Origin of the sequence: Streptomyces sp. SirexAA-E (genome assembly GCF_000177195.2) — a bacterium.
Taxonomy (GTDB): domain Bacteria; phylum Actinomycetota; class Actinomycetes; order Streptomycetales; family Streptomycetaceae; genus Streptomyces; species Streptomyces flavovirens.
In genome coordinates this window covers 984,501-1,001,368 of the sequence record NC_015953.1, presented here as the reverse complement: position 1 = coordinate 1,001,368, position 16,868 = coordinate 984,501, and the positions used below count along the sequence as shown (strand labels likewise).

Here is a 16,868-nt window from a genome sequence, read left to right as displayed (position 1 = left end):
GGCAGATGAACGCGGCCCCACGGGCCTGATCAAGGATCGCCGGATCTGACAGGATGACGGCGTATCGAGCGCGTAGAGAGTTGAAGGAGATCGCGGTGTCTGGCATCTCGGCGGGTCGGTCAGCCATGCGGATGGGACCCGCGGAGCTGGTGCAGGCGGCGGCCATGGCCCGCCGGTTCTACCTCGAGGGAAAGTCGAAGATCCAGATCGCCGAGGAGTTCGGCGTCAGCCGCTTCAAGGTGGCCCGGGTCCTGGAGACGGCCCTGGAGCGTGATCTCGTACGGATCGAGATCCGGGTACCGGCGGAGCTCGACGCGGAGCGCTCCGACGCGCTCCGCGCACGGTACGGCCTGCGGCACGCGGTCGTGGTGGAGTCCCCGGCGGAGGAGCAGGACGACGCCGCCGATCCGGAGAACCTGGGCGAGGTCGCCGCCGACCTGCTCGGCGAGCTGGTGAACGAGGGCGATGTGCTGGGCCTGGCCTGGGGCCGGTCCACCATCCACATGGCGGCGGCGCTCGACCGCCTGCCCCCGTGCACCGTGGTCCAGCTCACCGGGGTCTACGACGCCGGGACCGCCGAGCGCGGCTCCGTCGAGGCGGTCCGCCGCGCGGCACAGGTGTCCGGCGGCGAGGCCCACCCCATCTACGCGCCCATGCTGCTGCCCGACCCGGCGACCGCCGCGGCGCTGCGCCACCAGACGGGGATCGCCCGCGCCTTCGAGTACTTCGACAAGGTGACGGTCGCCGCGGTCTCGATCGGTTCCTGGGAGCCCGGCATCTCCACCGTCCACGACATGCTCTCGGACGAGGAGCGGGCGCACTACGCCTCGCTCGGGGTGGCGGCGGAGATGTCCGCCCACCTCTTCGACTCCGACGGCCGCCGGGTCGGCCGCGACCTCGGCGAGCGGTGCATCACCGTGGAGGCGGACCGGCTGCGCCGGATCCCCGAGGTCGTCGCCATCGCCGGGGGGCAGCGCAAGGCCGCGGCGATCGGGGCGGTCCTGCGCTCCGGCCTGGTCACCAGCCTCGTCACGGACACGGCCGCCGCCGACTACCTGCTGACGGAGTCCGCCGCGGGGCAGCGCCCGGCACTGGAGCGGGCCGACCCCGACGACTGACCCGTGCCCGCGGCTCCGCGCGGGCACGGCGAAGGCCGGTCACCCCAGGGGGTGACTGGCCTTCGCCGTGCCGTTCGCCGCCCGGCCGCTCAGTGGCCCGCCGAGTCCGTGGCCACGCCGAGCACCGTCTCCTCCAGGTACTCCCCGGGCGCCGTGTACTGGCTGACGGCCGCCGGGTTGTAGCGGGGGGTCTGCCGCGACCAGTCGAGGTTGCCGCGCATCCAGCTCCGCATCCCGTCGAGATAGGGCACGAGCAGGTCCGTGAGCTGCGGGTACATGTCGATCAGCTCGTCCTCGGCGGTCAGGAACCGCTCGGTCTCCGCGGCTATCTCGGCGCAGACATGGTCGAGCGCCCGCTGCTCACCGTAACCGCGGTGGTGGCGCACCAGGTGGACGAGGTTGTGGATCTCGCCGAGCACCTGCTCCTTCTCGTAGGAGTAGACGTCGTTGGCCCAGCAGACGACGTTGCACGATGCCTCCAGCGCCGTGATGAACCGGGGATCGTTGTGGAGGGACTCGGGCGCCTCTATGCCCGCCACGATCTCGATCAGGTCCATGCACACGTGGATCGCGCCCGTGTGGCGGCGCTTGGCGATGTACGTCGCCTCGCTCGGCACCACACCGCCGGCCCGGTTGCCGGCCTCCCAGGTGGTGGCGGTCGTCAGGTACGTCATGAGGTGCCAGGTGAAACGGGTGCGCCAGTGCGGGGCCGCCCGCGGGACCGTACGTTCCCACAGGTCGCAGAGGGCGACGACGGCCGCGGGCGGCTCCTCGCCGGGCAGCGGGTGCGGAGCGACGCCCTCGACCACGGCCCGCATCCGGGCCACCACGTCGCGTACGCGCTCGGGGCTGCGGCCCAGATGGCCGTCGTCCAGCTGGTCGTCGACGAGGAAGAGCCAGACGAACCAGTCGGCGACCAGGTCCAGGTGCTCGCTGCCGGCCGTCGGATGGACCATGCCGACGAACGCACCGAAGTCGGCCTGCTCGAAGCGCTGTCTCGCCGAGTCCCGGTGGACCAGGCCGGTGGAGCGCGTCCAGGTGTCGAGGTGCGCGCGGGTGGCCGCGACGTGCGGGTTGCTCCGCTGCGGGAACGGGCAGTAGATGTCAGGCAGTTCGCTCTCCACAGGTGGATCTGGATCCTCTCCGGTCGAACGCGTGACGGTGTTCCGGGCATCCGTGAGCGGTGCGCCGGTTACCACGGATCCTGCGGTGGTGAAGCTACCTGACCCCTCGTCACCTGGTCCAGGGATCGTGATCACGATTGGTTGAATCCTGTTCGGGTAAGGTCCCCGGGTAAGGCAGGTTCCGCTTGTCCCGGCCCCCCCGGTCGCCTCTTCGGAGGAACATACGAACGCGGGGGTTCATTGCTGTGTCTTCGGAGAAACGACCTGCACCGTTTCGTATGAAAAAATGAGTGTTATGCGTTTTCTTGAGCCCGGCACCGGTCGTCACACGGCCTCCCCCTCGGTCCCCTACGACCTCACGTACGACGACGTCTTCATGGTCCCCGGCCGTTCCGCCGTAGGGTCCCGGCAGGCGGTGGACCTCTCCTCGCCGGACGGCACCGGCACCACCATCCCGCTCGTCGTCGCGAACATGACCGCGATCGCCGGCCGCCGGATGGCCGAGACGGTGGCCCGCCGCGGCGGCCTGGTCGTCATCCCGCAGGACATCCCGCTCGAGGTCGTCACCGAGGTGATCGGCTGGGTCAAGAAGCGTCACCTCGTGCTCGACACCCCGATCGTGCTGGCCCCGGGGCAGACCGTCGCCGACGCCCTGTCGTTGCTGCACAAGCGGGCGCACGGGGCGGGCATCGTCGTCGACTCGGAGAACCGGCCGGTCGGCGTCGTGACCGACCACGACCTGAGCGGTGTGGACCGCTTCACCCAGCTGTCCGAGGTCATGTCCAAGGACCTGGTGGTGCTCGACGCCGGCATCGAGCCCCGGGACGCCTTCAACACGCTGGACGGGGCCAACCGCAAGCTCGCCCCCGCCGTCGACGCGGACGGCCGGCTCGTCGGCATCCTCACCCGCAAGGCGGCGCTGCGGGCGACGCTCTACACCCCGGCGACGGACGACGCCGGACGGCTGCGGATCGCCGCCGCCGTCGGTATCAACGGGGACGTCGCCGGCAAGGCCCGGCAGCTCCTCGACGCGGGGGTGGACACCCTCGTCGTGGACACCGCCCACGGCCACCAGGAGTCCATGCTCGGCGCGGTCGCCGCGGTGCGGGCGCTCGACCCCGGGGTGCCGCTGGTCGCGGGCAACGTCGTCGCGGCCGAGGGTGTGCGCGACCTCGTCGAGGCCGGTGCCGACATCGTCAAGGTCGGCGTGGGCCCGGGCGCCATGTGCACCACCCGGATGATGACCGGTGTGGGTCGGCCTCAGTTCTCGGCCGTCCTGGAGTGCGCCGCCGAGGCGCGCAGGCACGGCAAGCACGTCTGGGCCGACGGCGGTGTCCGGCACCCGCGTGACGTCGCCATGGCCCTGGCCGCCGGTGCGTCCAACGTGATGATCGGTTCCTGGTTCGCCGGTACGTACGAGTCGCCGGGCGACCTCCAGCAGTCCGCGGACGGCCGGTACTACAAGGAGTCCTTCGGGATGGCCTCGGCCCGTGCGGTCAGGAACCGCACCTCTGAGGAGTCCGCCTACGACCGTGCCCGCAAGGGGCTCTTCGAGGAGGGCATCTCCACCTCCCGGATGTTCCTCGACCCGGCACGCCCGGGTGTGGAGGACCTGATCGACTCGATCATCGCCGGGGTCCGCTCGTCGTGCACCTACGCCGGTGCCGGCTCGCTGGAGGAGTTCGCCGAGAAGGCGGTCGTGGGCGTGCAGAGCGCGGCCGGTTACGCGGAGGGCAAGCCGCTGCACGCCAGCTGGAACTGATCCCCGCACCGCCTCGCACGTGGCCCCTCCCGGAGTGTTCCGGGAGGGGCCACGCGCATGAGTTCCGGCCGAACCGCCAGGGCCGGACGGTCCTTCAACTCAGCTGATTTATAAGTAATATGAGCGGCAATCAGCTGCCCCCCCTCTGCGGTAAGGGAACTCATGTCCTCCTTCTTCACCGACCTGGCCCTTCAGTACGTCGACGGCGAGTGGAGGCCGGGGAAGGGGTCCTGGGACATCATCGACTTCAACCCGTACGACGGGGAGAAGCTCGCGTCGATCACCGTGGCCACGGCCGGTGAGGTGGACCAGGCGTACCGGGCGGCCGAGCGGGCCCAGCGGGGCTGGGCCGACACCAACGCGTACGAGCGCCGGGCCGTGATGGAGAAGGCGCTGCGGGTCGTGGAGGAGCGGGAGGCGGAGATCGCCGAGGCGATCGTCGCCGAGCTGGGCGGCACCCGTCTGAAGGCCGCGTTCGAACTGCACCTGGCCAAGGAGTTCCTGCGCGAGGCAGTCCAGCTCGCGCTGCGGCCCACCGGGGAGATCCTGCCGTCGCCGGTGGAGGGCAAGGAGAACCGCGTCCACCGCGTCCCCGTGGGCGTCGTCGGGGTCATCAGCCCCTTCAACTTCCCCTTCCTGCTCTCGCTCAAGTCCGTGGCGCCCGCCCTGGCGCTCGGCAACGCCGTCGTCCTCAAGCCGCACCAGAACACCCCGGTCTGCGGCGGCACGCTGCTGGCCAAGGTGTTCGAGGAGGCCGGCCTCCCGGCGGGGCTGCTGAACGTCGTGGTCACCGACATCGCCGAGATCGGCGACGCGCTGCTGGAGCACCCCGTCCCGCAGCTCATCTCCTTCACCGGCTCGGACAAGGTCGGGCGCCACGTCGCCACGGTGTGCGCCGCCCACCTCAAGCGGGCCGTACTCGAACTCGGCGGCAACAGCGCCCTGATCGTCCTCGACGACGCCGACATCGACTACGCCGTCGACGCCGCCGTCTTCAGCCGGTACGTGCACCAGGGCCAGGTCTGCATGGCTGCCAACCGGATCCTCGTCGACCGCGCGGTCGAGGAGGAGTTCACCGAGAAGTTCGTCGCCAAGGTCGCTTCCCTGCGCGTCGGCGACCCCGCCGACCCGGCGACCCACATCGGCCCCCTGATCAACTCCTCGCAGGCCGACGCGGTGTCCAAGATCGTCGACCGCACGGTGGAGGAGGGTGCCACGGCGCTGCTGCACGGCCGCGCCGACGGCAACCTGGTGAGCCCCTCGGTGCTCACCGGCATTCCCGCCGGATCCCCGGTCCTGCACGAGGAGATCTTCGGCCCCGTGGCCCTGCTGGTGCCCTTCGACGGCGAGGACGAGGCGGTCCGGATCGCCAACGACACGCCCTACGGACTCAGCGGCGCCGTACACACCGGCAACATCGAGCGCGGCGTACGGGTGGGCCGCCGCATCCACACCGGCATGATCCACATCAACGACGGCACGGTCCACGACGAGCCCGTCGTACCGTTCGGCGGCGAGAAGAACTCGGGCCTCGGCCGTCTCAACGGCGACGCCACCCTGGAGGCCTTCACCACCCAGAAGTGGATCTCGGTGCAGTACGGCCGTTCGCGGTTCCCCTTCTGACCCGGCGGGCTCGGGCAGGTCACCGGGTCCCGTGGTCTACTTCGGGGGCGGCCCGCGCCGCCCCCGAATCCGACCGCAGAGAAGTGATCCGCCCGACGTGCGCCTGAACGACCTCGATGAACGCATCGTCCACGCCCTCGCCGAAGACGCCCGGCGCTCCTACGCCGACATCGGAGCGCTCGTCGGCCTGTCCGCCCCCGCCGTGAAGCGCCGGGTGGACCGGCTGCGCGCCGAAGGAGCCATCACCGGCTTCACCGTCCGGGTGGACCCGGCCGCGCTCGGCTGGCAGACCGAGGGCTTCATCGAGATCTACTGCAGCCGCAACACCGCCCCCGAGGCGATCAAGCAGGGACTGGCCCGCTTCCCGGAGGTCGCCTCCGCCTCCACCGTGACCGGGGAGGCCGACGCGGTCGTCCAGGTCTTCGCCGCCGACATGCGCCACTTCGAGCAGGTACTCGAACGCATCGCGGGCGAGCCCTACATCGAGCGCACCAAGTCCGTCCTGGTGCTGTCGCCGCTGCTGCGCCGCTACTCCCAGGGACCGCCCGCCTGAGGAAGATCCGTCCGCGGCGGGGCCGCACTGCCCTCGGTCTCGGCCCGTAGCTTCTCCGCACGCCCGGCGGGGCCGTAGCCGGGGCCGACGCCCTCGATCAGCACCATGCCGCCGGGCCGGCCTCCCTCCAGGACGGCGGCCGGCGGGCCGTGGACGACGAAGCGGCCCGGGTACGGGTCGAGGGCGGTCGAGTACGTCCGGGTGGTGGCGGCGGTCGCGGAGGTGGGCGAAGCCGTAGGCGGACACCGACCCAGATCACCCTTCTGACCTGCGACGACGCGCCGTGCAACGAATCGCCGCCACAGCGCCTTCTCGCGCAACGAATCGACGGTGGATGCGCAACATCCACGCCTTGTCGGGCCCGAGCGCCGCCCCGTACCGTCGATACGTCTCCCCGCCCCGCCCGTACCGTCCGAGGTCAGCCATGCCGTCGTTGCGTACCGCCCTGCTCCAGAGCTCCGGACGCCCCGGCTTCGTGGAACACAATCTCGGCCTGATCGACGAGGCGGCCGGGCGGGCCGCCGCCGCCGGCGCCCGGCTGCTGGTCTGCTCCGAGCTGTTCCTCACCGGATACGCCCTCGGCGACGACCTCCCCAGCCTGGCCGAACCCGCCGACGGACCCTCGGCGCAGGCCGTCTCCGAGCTCTGCGCACGGCACGGCATCGCCGTCCTCTACGGCTACCCGGAGCGCTCCGGCGAGCTGGTCTTCAACGCGACACGGCTGGTCGGCCCGGACGGGACGGCGCTCGCCGACTACCGCAAGACCCATCTCTTCGGCCCCTTCGAACAGCGCTGGTTCACCCCCGGCGACCGCCCGGTGGTCCAGGCCGAGCTGGACGGCGTCCGGATCGGGCTGCTGATCTGCTACGACGTCGAGTTCCCGGAGAACGTCCGGGCGCACGCGCTCGCCGGGACCGGGCTGCTGCTGGTGCCGACCGCGCTGATGCACCCCTATCCGTTCGTCGCCGAATCGGTCGTGCCGGTCCGCGCGTTCGAGAACCAGATGTACATCGCCTACGTGAACAGGACCGGCCCGGAAGGCGAGTTCGAGTTCATCGGGCTCAGCTGCCTGGCCGGCCCCGACGGCACCGCGCGGGTCCGGGCCGGTCGCGGCGAGGAACTCCTCGTCGGCGACGTGGACCCCGGCCTGCTCGACGCCTCGCGCACGGCCAACCCGTACCTCCGGGACCGCAGGCCCGCGTTGTACGGCGCGCTCGCCTGAGCACCCGCTCCGGGCGACCATGGGAGAACGGCCTCTCCCCCCGACCTCACGCTGCCATCCGCCAAGGAGTCCGTACCCCATGACGTCCACGGTGCCCAACGCCGTCCAGCACACCGACGCCCAGCCGCCGATCACCATGTTCGGGCCGGACTTCCCGTACGCGTACGACGACTTCCTTGCCCACCCCGCGGGCATCGGCCAGGTACCCGCCACCGAGCACGGGGCCGAGGTCGCCGTCGTCGGCGGCGGGCTCTCCGGCATCATCACCGCCTACGAGCTGATGAAGATGGGCCTGAAGCCGGTCGTCTACGAGGCGGACCGGATCGGTGGCCGGCTGCGGACCGTCGGCTTCGAGGGCTGCGACCCCTCGCTGACCGCCGAGATGGGTGCGATGCGCTTCCCGCCCTCCTCGACGGCGCTCCAGCACTACATCGACCTCGTGGACCTGGAGACCAGGCCGTTCCCCAACCCGCTCGCACCGGCCACCCCGTCCACCGTCGTGGACCTCAAGGGCGAGTCGCACTACGCGCGGACCATCGACGACCTGCCCCAGGTCTACCGCGACGTGGCCGCGGCCTGGAACACCTGCCTGGAGGAGGGGGCCGACTTCTCCGACATGAACCGGGCGATGCGCGAGCGCGACGTACCGCGCATCCGGGAGATCTGGTCGAAGCTGGTCGAGAAGCTCGACAACCAGACCTTCTACGGCTTCCTCTGCGCCTCGGACGCCTTCACCTCCTTCCGGCACCGTGAGATCTTCGGCCAGGTCGGCTTCGGCACCGGCGGCTGGGACACCGACTTCCCCAACTCCATCCTGGAGATCCTGCGGGTCGTCTACACCGAGGCCGACGACCACCACCGCGGGATCGTCGGCGGCAGCCAGCAGCTTCCGCTGCGGCTCTGGGACCGCGAGCCGCAGAAGATCACGCACTGGCCGCTCGGCACGTCGCTGTCCTCCCTGCACGGCGGGGAGCCCCGGCCCGCCGTGACCCGGCTCGACCGCACGGCGGGGAACCGGATCACCGTCACCGACGCCGCCGGCGACATCCGCAGCTACCGTGCCGTGGTCTTCACGGGGCAGTCATGGCTGCTCCTCTCCAAGATCGCCTGCGACGACGCGCTCTTCCCGATCGACCACTGGACGGCGATGGAGCGCACCCACTACATGGAGTCGTCCAAGCTGTTCGTCCCCGTCGACCGGCCGTTCTGGCTGGACAAGGACGAGACGACCGGCCGCGACACCATGTCCATGACCCTCACCGACCGGATGACCCGGGGCACCTACCTGCTGGACGACGGCCCCGACCGGCCCGCCGTCATCTGCCTCTCGTACACCTGGTGCGACGACAGCCTGAAGTGGCTCCCGCTCTCACCGAACGAGCGCATGGAGGTCATGCTCAAGTCGCTCGGGGAGATCTACCCGGGCGTCGACATCCGCTCGCACGTCATCGGCAACCCGGTCACCGTGTCCTGGGAGAACGAGCCGTACTTCATGGGCGCGTTCAAGGCCAACCTGCCGGGCCACTACCGCTATCAGCGGCGCCTGTTCACCCACTTCATGCAGGACCGGCTGCCCGCCGACAAGCGCGGCCTGTTCCTGGCCGGCGACGACATCTCGTGGACCGCGGGCTGGGCGGAGGGCGCCGTGCAGACCGCGCTCAACGCCGTGTGGGGCGTGATGCACCAGTTCGGCGGCGGCACGGACCCGTCGAACCCCGGCCCCGGCGACGTCTTCGACGAGATCGCCCCGGTCGAACTGCCCGAGGACTGAGGCAGGGGGCGCGCGGGAGAGGGGCGGGTGGCGAGACGTCTCAGCGGCACGGGGTGAGCAACAGGCGCCCCACCAGGCCCACCCCCGCGTCCATGCGCGTCCGGAACTCCTCGGCGAGCGGCGGTACCCCGCGCAGCCGCCACAGCACCCGGGCCGCCGCCCAGGACGCCTCCCGGGCGCGCTCCAGACTCCAGGTGCTCGCCAGATGGGTCAGCGGATCGGCGATCTCCAGCAGGTCGGGCCCCGGCATCAGGTCCTCGCGGATCTCCTCCTCCAGCGTCACCAGGAGGTCCCCCACCCGGCGGAACTCGCCCTCCAGGTCCTCCGGGGCGCAGTCGAGCGCACGGCAGGTGTCCACCACGGCCAGGGCGAGGTCGTGACCGATGTGCGCGTTGATCCCGGCAAGGGCGAACTGAAGCGGGCGCACACCCGGATGGCGCCGGTAGGCGAAGAGCGCCCGCCAGCAGTCGGGTGCCCGCCCGCCGGAGGCCTCGGTCTCCACGGCCGTCAGATAGAGCTCCGCGAAGCGGACGTCCAGAACGGAGACGGCTTGCGGGTCCGCGAAGGAACCGTCGGCGATCCGCCCGCCGACGGCCTCGGTCACCGTCAGATAGACCTGGTTGAAGACGGCGACGCCGTCCTGGGGAGGCCACCTGGAGCGATAGGCGCGCATCCGCGCGATCACCGTGCCGACATCGGCCGCCGGGCCGCCCGGGACGGCCGGAACCGCGCACTGCTCGAACCGGTCCATGCCGGCAGCGTCCCAGCCCGGCGGCCGGCCGGAGCGCCGACCGGCCGGGACGTTCATCGGAACGGACGAACACCGGGGGCCGGGTGCCGCGCGTACGGCGCGGTGGCGTCGAGCCCGCCGCGGCCGTGACCTCGGGGAGGGATGTGATTACGATCGGGGCCAAACGCCGGGCGGGTGTGCGAGTAGTGAGGGCTGGGGATGGCTGCAGGTCGGGTGATCCGTTTCGACGGAATGCGTGGGTACGGGTTCATCGCGCCGGAGCACGGTGGGGAAGACGTCTTCATGCACGTGAACGATCTGCTCATCCCCGAGTCGGCGGTGCGCGCCGGGCTCATGGTGGAGTTCGAGATCGAGGACGGCGACCGAGGGCTCAAGGCGTCCGAGGTGCGGCTGGCCTCTGAGGCCGAGGGCCTGACGGGCGTCCCGCCGGTCCCGCGGACCCCGGTGGCCCCCGCTCCCTTCACGGAGGGCCAGGAGCCGATGTGCGACGTGCTCAGCTCGGCGGAGTACCTCCGTGAGGTGACCGAGCTGCTGCTGACCGCCGCCCCGGACATGACGGGCCATCAGATCAAAGCGGTGCGCAAGCAGTTCGCGCTGCTCGGCACCCGGCACGGGTGGATCGAGGACTGACGGCACGGGCGCGGCCCCGGGGGAGCGCTTCGGCGGTCGCGTGACTCCCTTCGACGGGCGCGGCCGTCCGGCGGCCCCGCCTCGGCCGTTCGTTCGGCACGTCCGTACCGGTCCCGCGGGGCGGTGATCAGGTGTGGTGGACCGTCACCGCGGTGGTGACCAGGCCCTGGCGGACGATCCACCGGCCGTCGAAGTGACCGAGGCGCCGGGCGCCCACCACCGGCCCCGGGACGAGCAGCCGGGCGCGGAAGCGGCCGCACGGCTCCGTGCCGGGATCCGGGTGGATCTCGATGTCGGCCTCCTCGAAGCCCAGCCACATCCCCGTCAGAGGGAACCACGCCTTGTAGACGGACTCCTTCGCACTGAACAGCAGCCGGTCCCAGTGGACGGCGGGCAGGCGGGTGGCGAGCAGGGCCAGCCGCTCCTGCTCGACGGGGAGCGCGACACTGCGCAGGACCCCCTCCGGGAGCGGACCGTGGGGCTCGGCGTCGATGCCGAGCGAGGCCAGATCGGTGGCGCGGACCAGGGCGGCGGCACGGTAGCCGTCGCAGTGGGTCATACTGCCGCGCAGACCGTCCGGCCAGCGCGGCGCGCCGCGCTCACCAGGCAGGACGGGCTGGGGCGGCACACCGAGCTTCTCCATGGCGCGGCGGGCGCAGGTGCGCACAGCGGTGAACTCGCGGCGGCGCTTGTCCACCGACCGGGCCACCACCGCCTCCTCCCCGGGGTGGAGCGGTGCCTGGTCGGCCCCGTCGTCCCCGTAGGACTCCACGGCCACCACGGAGTCCGGGAACAGTTCCTCGATCACCTGTCCTGTCCTTCCACCGGCAGGATGCGGCGCGGTCTGCCGGGCGTCCCCGGGCGCTTGCGCCACTCACGGGGATAGCCCACCGACACCTCTTCGAAGCGGACGCCCTCGTGCCGGGTCGTACGCGGGATGTGGAGATGGCCGTAGACCATGGCGGCCACCCGGAACCGGCGGTGCCAGTCGGCGGTGAGCCGGGTGCCGCACCACATGGCGAACTCCGGGTACCACAGGACTTCCATGGGATGGCGGTCCAGCGGATAGTGGTTGACGAGGACCGTCGGCATGTCCTCGGGGAGCGCGGCGAGCCGCTGCTCGGTCAGGGCCACCCGGTCACGGCACCAGGCCTCGCGGCTCGGGTAGGGATCCGGGTGGAGCAGGTACTCGTCGGTGCAGACGACGCCCGTCCTGTGCGCGTAGGCGAGCCCCTCGTCCTTGGTGGCGCAGCCGGCCGGCAGGAAGGTGTAGTCGTACAGCAGGAAGAGCGGAGCCACGGCGACCGGGCCGCCGGGGCCGTCCCAGACCGGGTAGGGGTCCTCGGGCGTGACCACGCCGAGCTCGCGGCACATCTCGACCAGGTACTCGTAGCGGGCGGTGCCGCGGAGGGTGACGGCGTCGCGCGGGTGGGTCCAGAGCTCGTGGTTGCCGGGAGCCCAGACGACCTTGCGGAAGCGGCCGGCCAGCGTCTTGAGGGCCCATCGGATGTCGTCCACGGTCTCGGAGACGTCCCCGGCGACGATCAGCCAGTCGTCCTCGGAGTCCGGCGCCATGCGCTCGACGAAGGCGCGGTTCTCCGCGTGGCTGATGTGCAGGTCGCTGATGGCCAGCAACTGCCCGCTACCGTCGGCCACTCGATCTCCCCCGCCCCCGCACGCTCCTGACCGGAACCACGAGACCACACCTCGCCCCACCCGGGCAAGGGCGCTCAGCCGCCGCCCGGCGGGGGGCGGAAGGAGCAGGGGGCCCTACGGGTGGACGGCGCGCGGCGCGGCGCCCCGGGTGACACAGGCGGTGAGGACGAGGCCCCCGGGCGGCGCTGTACGGGCCTGGACGTACGGGAGGGTGGGGGCAGGGCCCATCCCCCCCGGCGCCCACGTGCCGTGGGCGCTCAGGAGCCTTCGGTGCGCCCCCGGTCGTACCCCGGGTTGTCCGCGGCGCCGAGCGGGGGCTCCTGCTTCATGTGGGCCGGAGCCAGGGCCCGCAGGGCGTGGTAGCCGATGACGACGATCAGCGTCCCCAGCGCGATGCCGCTCAGCCGGAAGTTGTCGGTGAGCGACAGGCTGACGTCGCCGATGCCGACGATGAGCCCGGCGGCCACGGGCACGAGGCGCAGCGGGTTGGACAGGTCGACGCGCGAACGCACCCAGATCTGGGCGCCCAGCAGGCCGATCATGCCGTAGAGGATGACGGTGATCCCGCCGAGCACGCCGCCGGGGATGGCCGCGACGACGGCGCCGAACTTGGGGCAGAGCCCGAACAGGATCGCGAAGCCGGCCGCGCACCAGTAGGCGGCGGTCGAGTAGACGCGGGTGGCTGCCATGACGCCGATGTTCTCGGCGTACGTGGTCGTGGCGGGACCGCCGGCCGACGTGGACAGCATCGTGGCCGCACCGTCGGCCATGATCGCCGTGCCCAGCTTGTCGTCCAGCGGGTCACCGGTCATCTCGCCCACGGCCTTGACGTGACCCGCGTTCTCGGCGATGAGCGCGATGACGACGGGCAGGGCGACCAGGACCGCGGAGAGCGAGAAGCCGGGGGCGTGGAAGGTGGGCAGGCCGACCCAGTGGGCGTCGGCCACCCCCGAGAGGTCGAGCCGCCAGTGGTCGACCGACTCGGTGCCGCCCGCGGGGGAGTGGATCTTGCCGAAGACGCGGTCGAGGAGCCAGGAGACCAGATAGCCGAAGGCCAGGCCGAGGAAGATCGCGATACGCGACCAGAACCCGCGCAGGACGACGAGGGCGAAGCCCGTGAAGAGCATCGTGAGCAGCGCGGTCCACTGGTCCTGGGGCCAGTAGGTGCCCGCGGTGACGGGAGCCAGGTTGAACCCGATGAGCATGACCACCGCACCGGTGACCACCGGCGGCAGGACGGTGTGGATGACACGCGCGCCCAGGGCGCGCACGACGGCCCCGCACAGGAAGAGGACCGCGCCGACGACCAGCAGCGCACCGGTGAGGGTCGCCGCGTCACCGCCCTGGGTCTTGATGACGGCGGCCACGCCGATGAACGAGAGGCTGCTGCCGAGGTAGCTGGGAATCCGGCCGCGGGTGATGAGCAGGAAGAGGATGGTGGCCACACCCGACGCCATGACGGCGAGGTTGGGGTCAAGACCCATCAGGACCGGGGCGACGAAACAGGCCCCGATCATGGAGACCACGTGCTGCGCGCCGAGGCCGGTGGTGCGCCCCCAGGTGAGCCGCTCGTCCGGTCTCACGACCTCGCCCGGCGCGAGGCTCTTGCCGTCGCCGTGCAGCTTCCAGCCGAAGGCCGCCATGGTCTTGCTCCTCGATGTGTCGCTGGGTGGTGCCGAGCCCCGGCCGACGGGGCCGGGCAGCTTCGATCATTGGCGGGAGGGCCGGTTCACACACAGGACGCCAGGGGCGGCCCCGGGGGGAGCACCCGCCTGGCGCACTCCCGCTCCGCGGGGGAACGGGGACCGCCGGTGCCCGTCACGGGTGCGGGGGCGTCACACGCGCGGGTGTTCTCCCGTCGCCGTGCGGGTTCCGGCGCACGCCGAAGCCGCCCATGGTCGCTCCCTGTGTGGGGTGTGCGGCGTGTCCACTCGTCGGCCACCGCGGAAAAGATCAGAGCCATGGTAGTGCCGTACCACCGCGCCCCGGCGGGCGGCCCCGTGCGGCCGCCCGCCGGTCAGCTCTCGGCCCGGCTCTTCTCCGGTGCGGTGCGGGCCCCGCCCCCGGCCACCGTACGGTCACCGGCGCGCAGCACCCCCGCGCCCAGCACCAGCCCGAACGCCAGCACCGTCACCAGGCCGAAGGAGACCAGCAGCGAGGTAGCCTCGGCCAGCGATCCGATCGCCGACGGGGCGACGAGCCCCGAGGTGTACGTGATGGTGGCGACACCCGCGATGGCCCGGCTCGGGTTGTCCCCGGCCCGCCCGGCGGCGGCGAAGGCCAGCGGGACGACGACGGCGACGCCCAGCCCGAGCAGGCCGAAGCCGCACAGGGCCAGCGGTACGTTCGGCGCGAGGACCACCAGCAGGCCGCCGAGCGTGGCCAGCACTCCGCCCACCCGCACCGTCAGCACCGCGCCGAAGCGGTCGACGACCTTGTCGCCGGCGATCCGGGCCACCGCCATCGTCAGGGCGAACGCCGTGGTCGAGGCCGCGGCGACCCCGGCCGAGCCGCCCAGGACGTCCTTGAGGTAGACCGCCGACCAGTCCAGGCTCGCCCCCTCCGCGAACACCGCGCAGAACCCGACGGCGCCGATGACCAGAGCGGACTTCGGAGGCAGGGTGAAGCGCGGCGGCGGCTCCTCGTCCGGCTCGCTGCGCAGATCCAGCACTCTCTGGCAGGCGGCCAGACCGAGGGCCGTGAGCACCAGCGCGGCCACGGCGTGGTGCAGCCGGGCATCGGCGCCCAGGTGGGCCGCCACCGTGCCCGCCGCCGAACCCAGCAGCGCGCCCACACTCCACATGCCGTGCAGTCCGGACATGATCGACCTGTCGAGGCGGTTCTCCACCTCCACCCCCAGGGCGTTCATCGCCACGTCCGACATCCCGGCGGACGCCCCGTACACGAAGAGCGCCGCGCAGAGCGTCAGCAGGTTCGGGGCCAGGGACGGCAGGATCAGCGCCAGCGTCCACAGCGCCAGCAGCCCGCGCAGCGCGGCCCGGGAGCCGAAGCGGTGGCTGACCCGGCTCGCCAGCGGCATGGCCAGCGACGCGCCGATGGCCGGGAAGGCGAGCGCCAGGCCGAGCTGGCCCGCACCGACCGAGGCGTGGTCCTGGATCCAGGGGACCCGGGTGGCGAAGCTGCCGGTCACCGCCCCGTGCACGGTGAAGACCGCGGCGACGGCGTAACGCGCCCGTCCGATCTGCTCCGTGCCGAAGACGGTGGCCGTGGAATCGGTCGTCATGTGCCGTGCCCTCCCCTTGTGTGCGACGCGTACGCCGGGGCTTCGGCGCCCCTGTGCGGTGCGCGCAGTAAACTATCAGGAACCTTGCCTGATAAATAGCCCGCGGTCTCCGGCGGGCAGTGATCTGGAAGGATCCCGGCATGCCCGCATCCCCGAGTACCGCCCGGGCCATCAACGACCGCCTCGCCCTGCGACTGCTCCAGCAGGACGGGCCGCTGACGGCCGGCCAGCTCAAGACCCTGACCGGACTCTCCCGGCCCACCGTCGCCGACCTGGTGGACCGGCTCCAGGAGGCCGGGCTGGTCCGGGTGGTCGGCGAGAGCGGCTCGCAACGGCGCGGACCCAACGCCCGGCTCTACGGGATCGTCGCCGACCGGGCCCACCTGGCGGCCCTCGACGTCCGGACCGACAGCGTCGCCGTGGTCGTGGCGGACCTCCTCGGCGTCACGCTGGCGGAGGCCACCCTGTCGATCCGCGGCGGCACCCCCGCCCGCCCCGCCGTCGAGCAGGCCGTCGCGGCGGTCGAACGCACCGCTCGTTCGGCCGGTACCGCCCCGCTGCACAGCGTCGCCGTCGGCGCCCCCGGCCTGATCGACCCCGTCTCGGGGGAACTGCGGGACACCGCGGGCCTCCCCGCCTGGCACCGGGGCCTGGTCAAGGAGCTCCAGCACCGGCTGCCGGCGACCGTGATCGTGGAGAACGAGACCAACCTTGCCGCCGTGGCCGAGCACCGCGGCGGGGCCGCGCCGGACCGTGACACCTTCGCCCTGCTCTGGCTCGGCCACGGCATCGGGGCCGCCGTCATGCTGGACGGGGTCCTGCGGCGCGGTGCCTCGGGAGGGGCGGGGGAGATCGGCTTCCTCCCGGTCCCCGGTACGGCGGGGGTGCCCTCGGCCGTCAACTGCGAGGGCGGATTCCACTCGCTGGCGGGCTCGGCCGCCGTACTGGACCTGGCCGCGGCCCACGGCATCGAGGCGCACGGCCCGGCCGGTACGGGCCAGGAACGGGACCCGGGCGCCGCCTTCGCGGTCCGGGCCGCGCTGGCGGACGGAGGGTCCCGGGGCGAGGCGTTCCTGGCGGAGCTGGCCGACCGCATCGCGCTGGGTGCCGCCTCCGTCGTCGCCGTCCTCGACCCGGGCTGTGTGGTGCTGGCCGGCGAGGTGGGACGCGCGGGCGGCGACGCGCTCGCCGCCCGCGTCGAGGAGCGGCTGGCCCGGATGTCCCCGCTGCCCACGGAGGTCCGGGCGGGCACCCTGGGCGGCGGCGCGGTCCTGCGCGGTGCCGTCATCGCCGCCCGCGAGGCCGCCCAGGACGCGCTGTTCGCCCCGGAGGGCGCCCTCTGACGTGAGGCCCCGGGGCGCTGAGGAGCCCGGCGGTGGCGGGCCTGTGCCGTCGCCACCGCCGGGCGGTCGGT

15 protein-coding genes are annotated in these 16,868 nt (G+C 72.3%); 8 read left to right on the top strand and 7 right to left on the bottom strand.

Annotated elements, in window-relative coordinates; genetic code table 11:
• Positions 1–125: 125 nt before the first annotated feature.
• Positions 126–1,118: a sugar-binding domain-containing protein gene (locus SACTE_RS04240; protein WP_050986357.1), complete on the top strand. Its 993-nt coding sequence runs from the start codon at positions 126–128 to the stop codon at positions 1,116–1,118.
• An 89-nt stretch (positions 1,119–1,207) separates the two neighbouring features.
• On the opposite strand, the gene SACTE_RS04235 is transcribed toward SACTE_RS04240, so the two are convergent.
• Positions 1,208–2,242: a terpene cyclase gene (locus SACTE_RS04235; RefSeq protein ID WP_014044793.1), complete on the bottom strand. Its 1,035-nt coding sequence runs from the start codon at positions 2,240–2,242 to the stop codon at positions 1,208–1,210.
• Between the two features lie 295 nt (positions 2,243–2,537).
• Between SACTE_RS04235 and SACTE_RS04230 the strand changes: the two genes are divergently transcribed.
• The 3 genes from SACTE_RS04230 to SACTE_RS04220 all read left to right on the top strand — a co-directional run bounded on the left by SACTE_RS04230 (position 2,538) and on the right by SACTE_RS04220 (position 6,180).
• On the top strand, positions 2,538–4,004 hold the full coding sequence (locus SACTE_RS04230; protein ID WP_019993684.1) for a GuaB1 family IMP dehydrogenase-related protein: 1,467 nt from the start codon (positions 2,538–2,540) through the stop codon (positions 4,002–4,004).
• A 162-nt stretch (positions 4,005–4,166) separates the two neighbouring features.
• Positions 4,167–5,627: an aldehyde dehydrogenase family protein gene (locus SACTE_RS04225; protein ID WP_014044791.1), complete on the top strand. Its 1,461-nt coding sequence runs from the start codon at positions 4,167–4,169 to the stop codon at positions 5,625–5,627.
• A gap of 97 nt (positions 5,628–5,724) precedes the next feature.
• A complete protein-coding gene (locus SACTE_RS04220; protein ID WP_019993685.1) occupies positions 5,725–6,180 on the top strand; it encodes an Lrp/AsnC family transcriptional regulator in 456 nt (151 codons plus the stop codon).
• Here SACTE_RS04220 and SACTE_RS34855 read toward each other — a convergent pair.
• On the bottom strand, positions 6,156–6,500 hold the full coding sequence (locus SACTE_RS34855) for a hypothetical protein (protein ID WP_019993686.1): 345 nt from the start codon (positions 6,498–6,500) through the stop codon (positions 6,156–6,158). The two genes, SACTE_RS04220 and SACTE_RS34855, sit on opposite strands and share 25 nt — an antisense overlap.
• A 104-nt stretch (positions 6,501–6,604) precedes the next feature.
• Between SACTE_RS34855 and SACTE_RS04210 the strand changes: the two genes are divergently transcribed.
• Both SACTE_RS04210 and SACTE_RS04205 read left to right on the top strand, forming a co-directional pair.
• Positions 6,605–7,402 (top strand): carbon-nitrogen hydrolase family protein, encoded by a 798-nt coding sequence (locus tag SACTE_RS04210; RefSeq protein WP_014044789.1) that lies wholly within the window; start codon positions 6,605–6,607, stop codon positions 7,400–7,402.
• Between the two features lie 79 nt (positions 7,403–7,481).
• Positions 7,482–9,173, top strand: coding sequence for an NAD(P)/FAD-dependent oxidoreductase (locus tag SACTE_RS04205; RefSeq protein ID WP_014044788.1), 1,692 nt, complete (start codon positions 7,482–7,484; stop codon positions 9,171–9,173).
• 40 nt (positions 9,174–9,213) lie between these two features.
• Here SACTE_RS04205 and SACTE_RS04200 read toward each other — a convergent pair whose 3' ends face one another.
• Positions 9,214–9,924 carry a DUF5995 family protein gene (locus SACTE_RS04200; RefSeq protein ID WP_014044787.1) on the bottom strand — a complete coding sequence of 237 codons (711 nt, stop codon included), beginning with the start codon at positions 9,922–9,924 and terminating at the stop codon, positions 9,214–9,216.
• Positions 9,925–10,122: 198 nt separating this feature from the next.
• Between SACTE_RS04200 and SACTE_RS04195 the strand changes: the two genes are divergently transcribed.
• A complete protein-coding gene (locus SACTE_RS04195) occupies positions 10,123–10,554 on the top strand; it encodes a cold shock domain-containing protein (protein WP_014044786.1) in 432 nt (143 codons plus the stop codon).
• Between the two features lie 127 nt (positions 10,555–10,681).
• Here the strand turns inward: SACTE_RS04195 and SACTE_RS04190 are convergent, their stop codons facing one another.
• The 4 genes from SACTE_RS04190 to SACTE_RS04175 all read right to left on the bottom strand — a co-directional run bounded on the left by SACTE_RS04190 (position 10,682) and on the right by SACTE_RS04175 (position 15,454).
• Positions 10,682–11,362, bottom strand: a complete 681-nt coding sequence (locus tag SACTE_RS04190) for a 4'-phosphopantetheinyl transferase superfamily protein (protein ID WP_014044785.1) — start codon at positions 11,360–11,362, stop codon at positions 10,682–10,684.
• The gene (locus SACTE_RS04185) at positions 11,359–12,210 is read right to left on the bottom strand and encodes a metallophosphoesterase (RefSeq protein WP_014044784.1); all 852 of its coding nucleotides are present in this window, start codon (positions 12,208–12,210) and stop codon (positions 11,359–11,361) included. Before SACTE_RS04185 ends, SACTE_RS04190 begins: the two co-directional genes overlap by 4 nt.
• A gap of 257 nt (positions 12,211–12,467) precedes the next feature.
• Positions 12,468–13,853, bottom strand: coding sequence for a solute carrier family 23 protein (locus tag SACTE_RS04180; RefSeq protein ID WP_014044783.1), 1,386 nt, complete (start codon positions 13,851–13,853; stop codon positions 12,468–12,470).
• Between the two features lie 374 nt (positions 13,854–14,227).
• Positions 14,228–15,454: an MFS transporter gene (locus SACTE_RS04175; protein WP_014044782.1), complete on the bottom strand. Its 1,227-nt coding sequence runs from the start codon at positions 15,452–15,454 to the stop codon at positions 14,228–14,230.
• A 140-nt stretch (positions 15,455–15,594) separates the two neighbouring features.
• On the opposite strand from SACTE_RS04175, the gene SACTE_RS04170 reads away from it, so the two are divergent.
• Positions 15,595–16,797 (top strand): ROK family transcriptional regulator, encoded by a 1,203-nt coding sequence (locus SACTE_RS04170; RefSeq protein ID WP_014044781.1) that lies wholly within the window; start codon positions 15,595–15,597, stop codon positions 16,795–16,797.
• The last annotated feature ends 71 nt before the right edge of the window (positions 16,798–16,868 follow it).

Excerpts from the sequence above, each read along its gene's own strand:
- SACTE_RS04195 (WP_014044786.1), top strand. The coding sequence starts at position 10,123 with ATGGCTGCAGGTCGGGTGATCCGTTTCGACGGAATGCGTGGGTACGGG.
- SACTE_RS04180 (WP_014044783.1), bottom strand. The coding sequence starts at position 13,853 with ATGGCGGCCTTCGGCTGGAAGCTGCACGGCGACGGCAAGAGCCTCGCG.
- SACTE_RS04230 (WP_019993684.1), top strand. The coding sequence starts at position 2,538 with ATGCGTTTTCTTGAGCCCGGCACCGGTCGTCACACGGCCTCCCCCTCG.
- SACTE_RS04205 (WP_014044788.1), top strand. The coding sequence starts at position 7,482 with ATGACGTCCACGGTGCCCAACGCCGTCCAGCACACCGACGCCCAGCCG.
- SACTE_RS04240 (WP_050986357.1), top strand. The coding sequence starts at position 126 with ATGCGGATGGGACCCGCGGAGCTGGTGCAGGCGGCGGCCATGGCCCGC.
- SACTE_RS04210 (WP_014044789.1), top strand. The coding sequence starts at position 6,605 with ATGCCGTCGTTGCGTACCGCCCTGCTCCAGAGCTCCGGACGCCCCGGC.
- SACTE_RS04200 (WP_014044787.1), bottom strand. The coding sequence starts at position 9,924 with ATGGACCGGTTCGAGCAGTGCGCGGTTCCGGCCGTCCCGGGCGGCCCG.
- SACTE_RS04225 (WP_014044791.1), top strand. The coding sequence starts at position 4,167 with ATGTCCTCCTTCTTCACCGACCTGGCCCTTCAGTACGTCGACGGCGAG.
- SACTE_RS04170 (WP_014044781.1), top strand. The coding sequence starts at position 15,595 with ATGCCCGCATCCCCGAGTACCGCCCGGGCCATCAACGACCGCCTCGCC.
- SACTE_RS04175 (WP_014044782.1), bottom strand. The coding sequence starts at position 15,454 with ATGACGACCGATTCCACGGCCACCGTCTTCGGCACGGAGCAGATCGGA.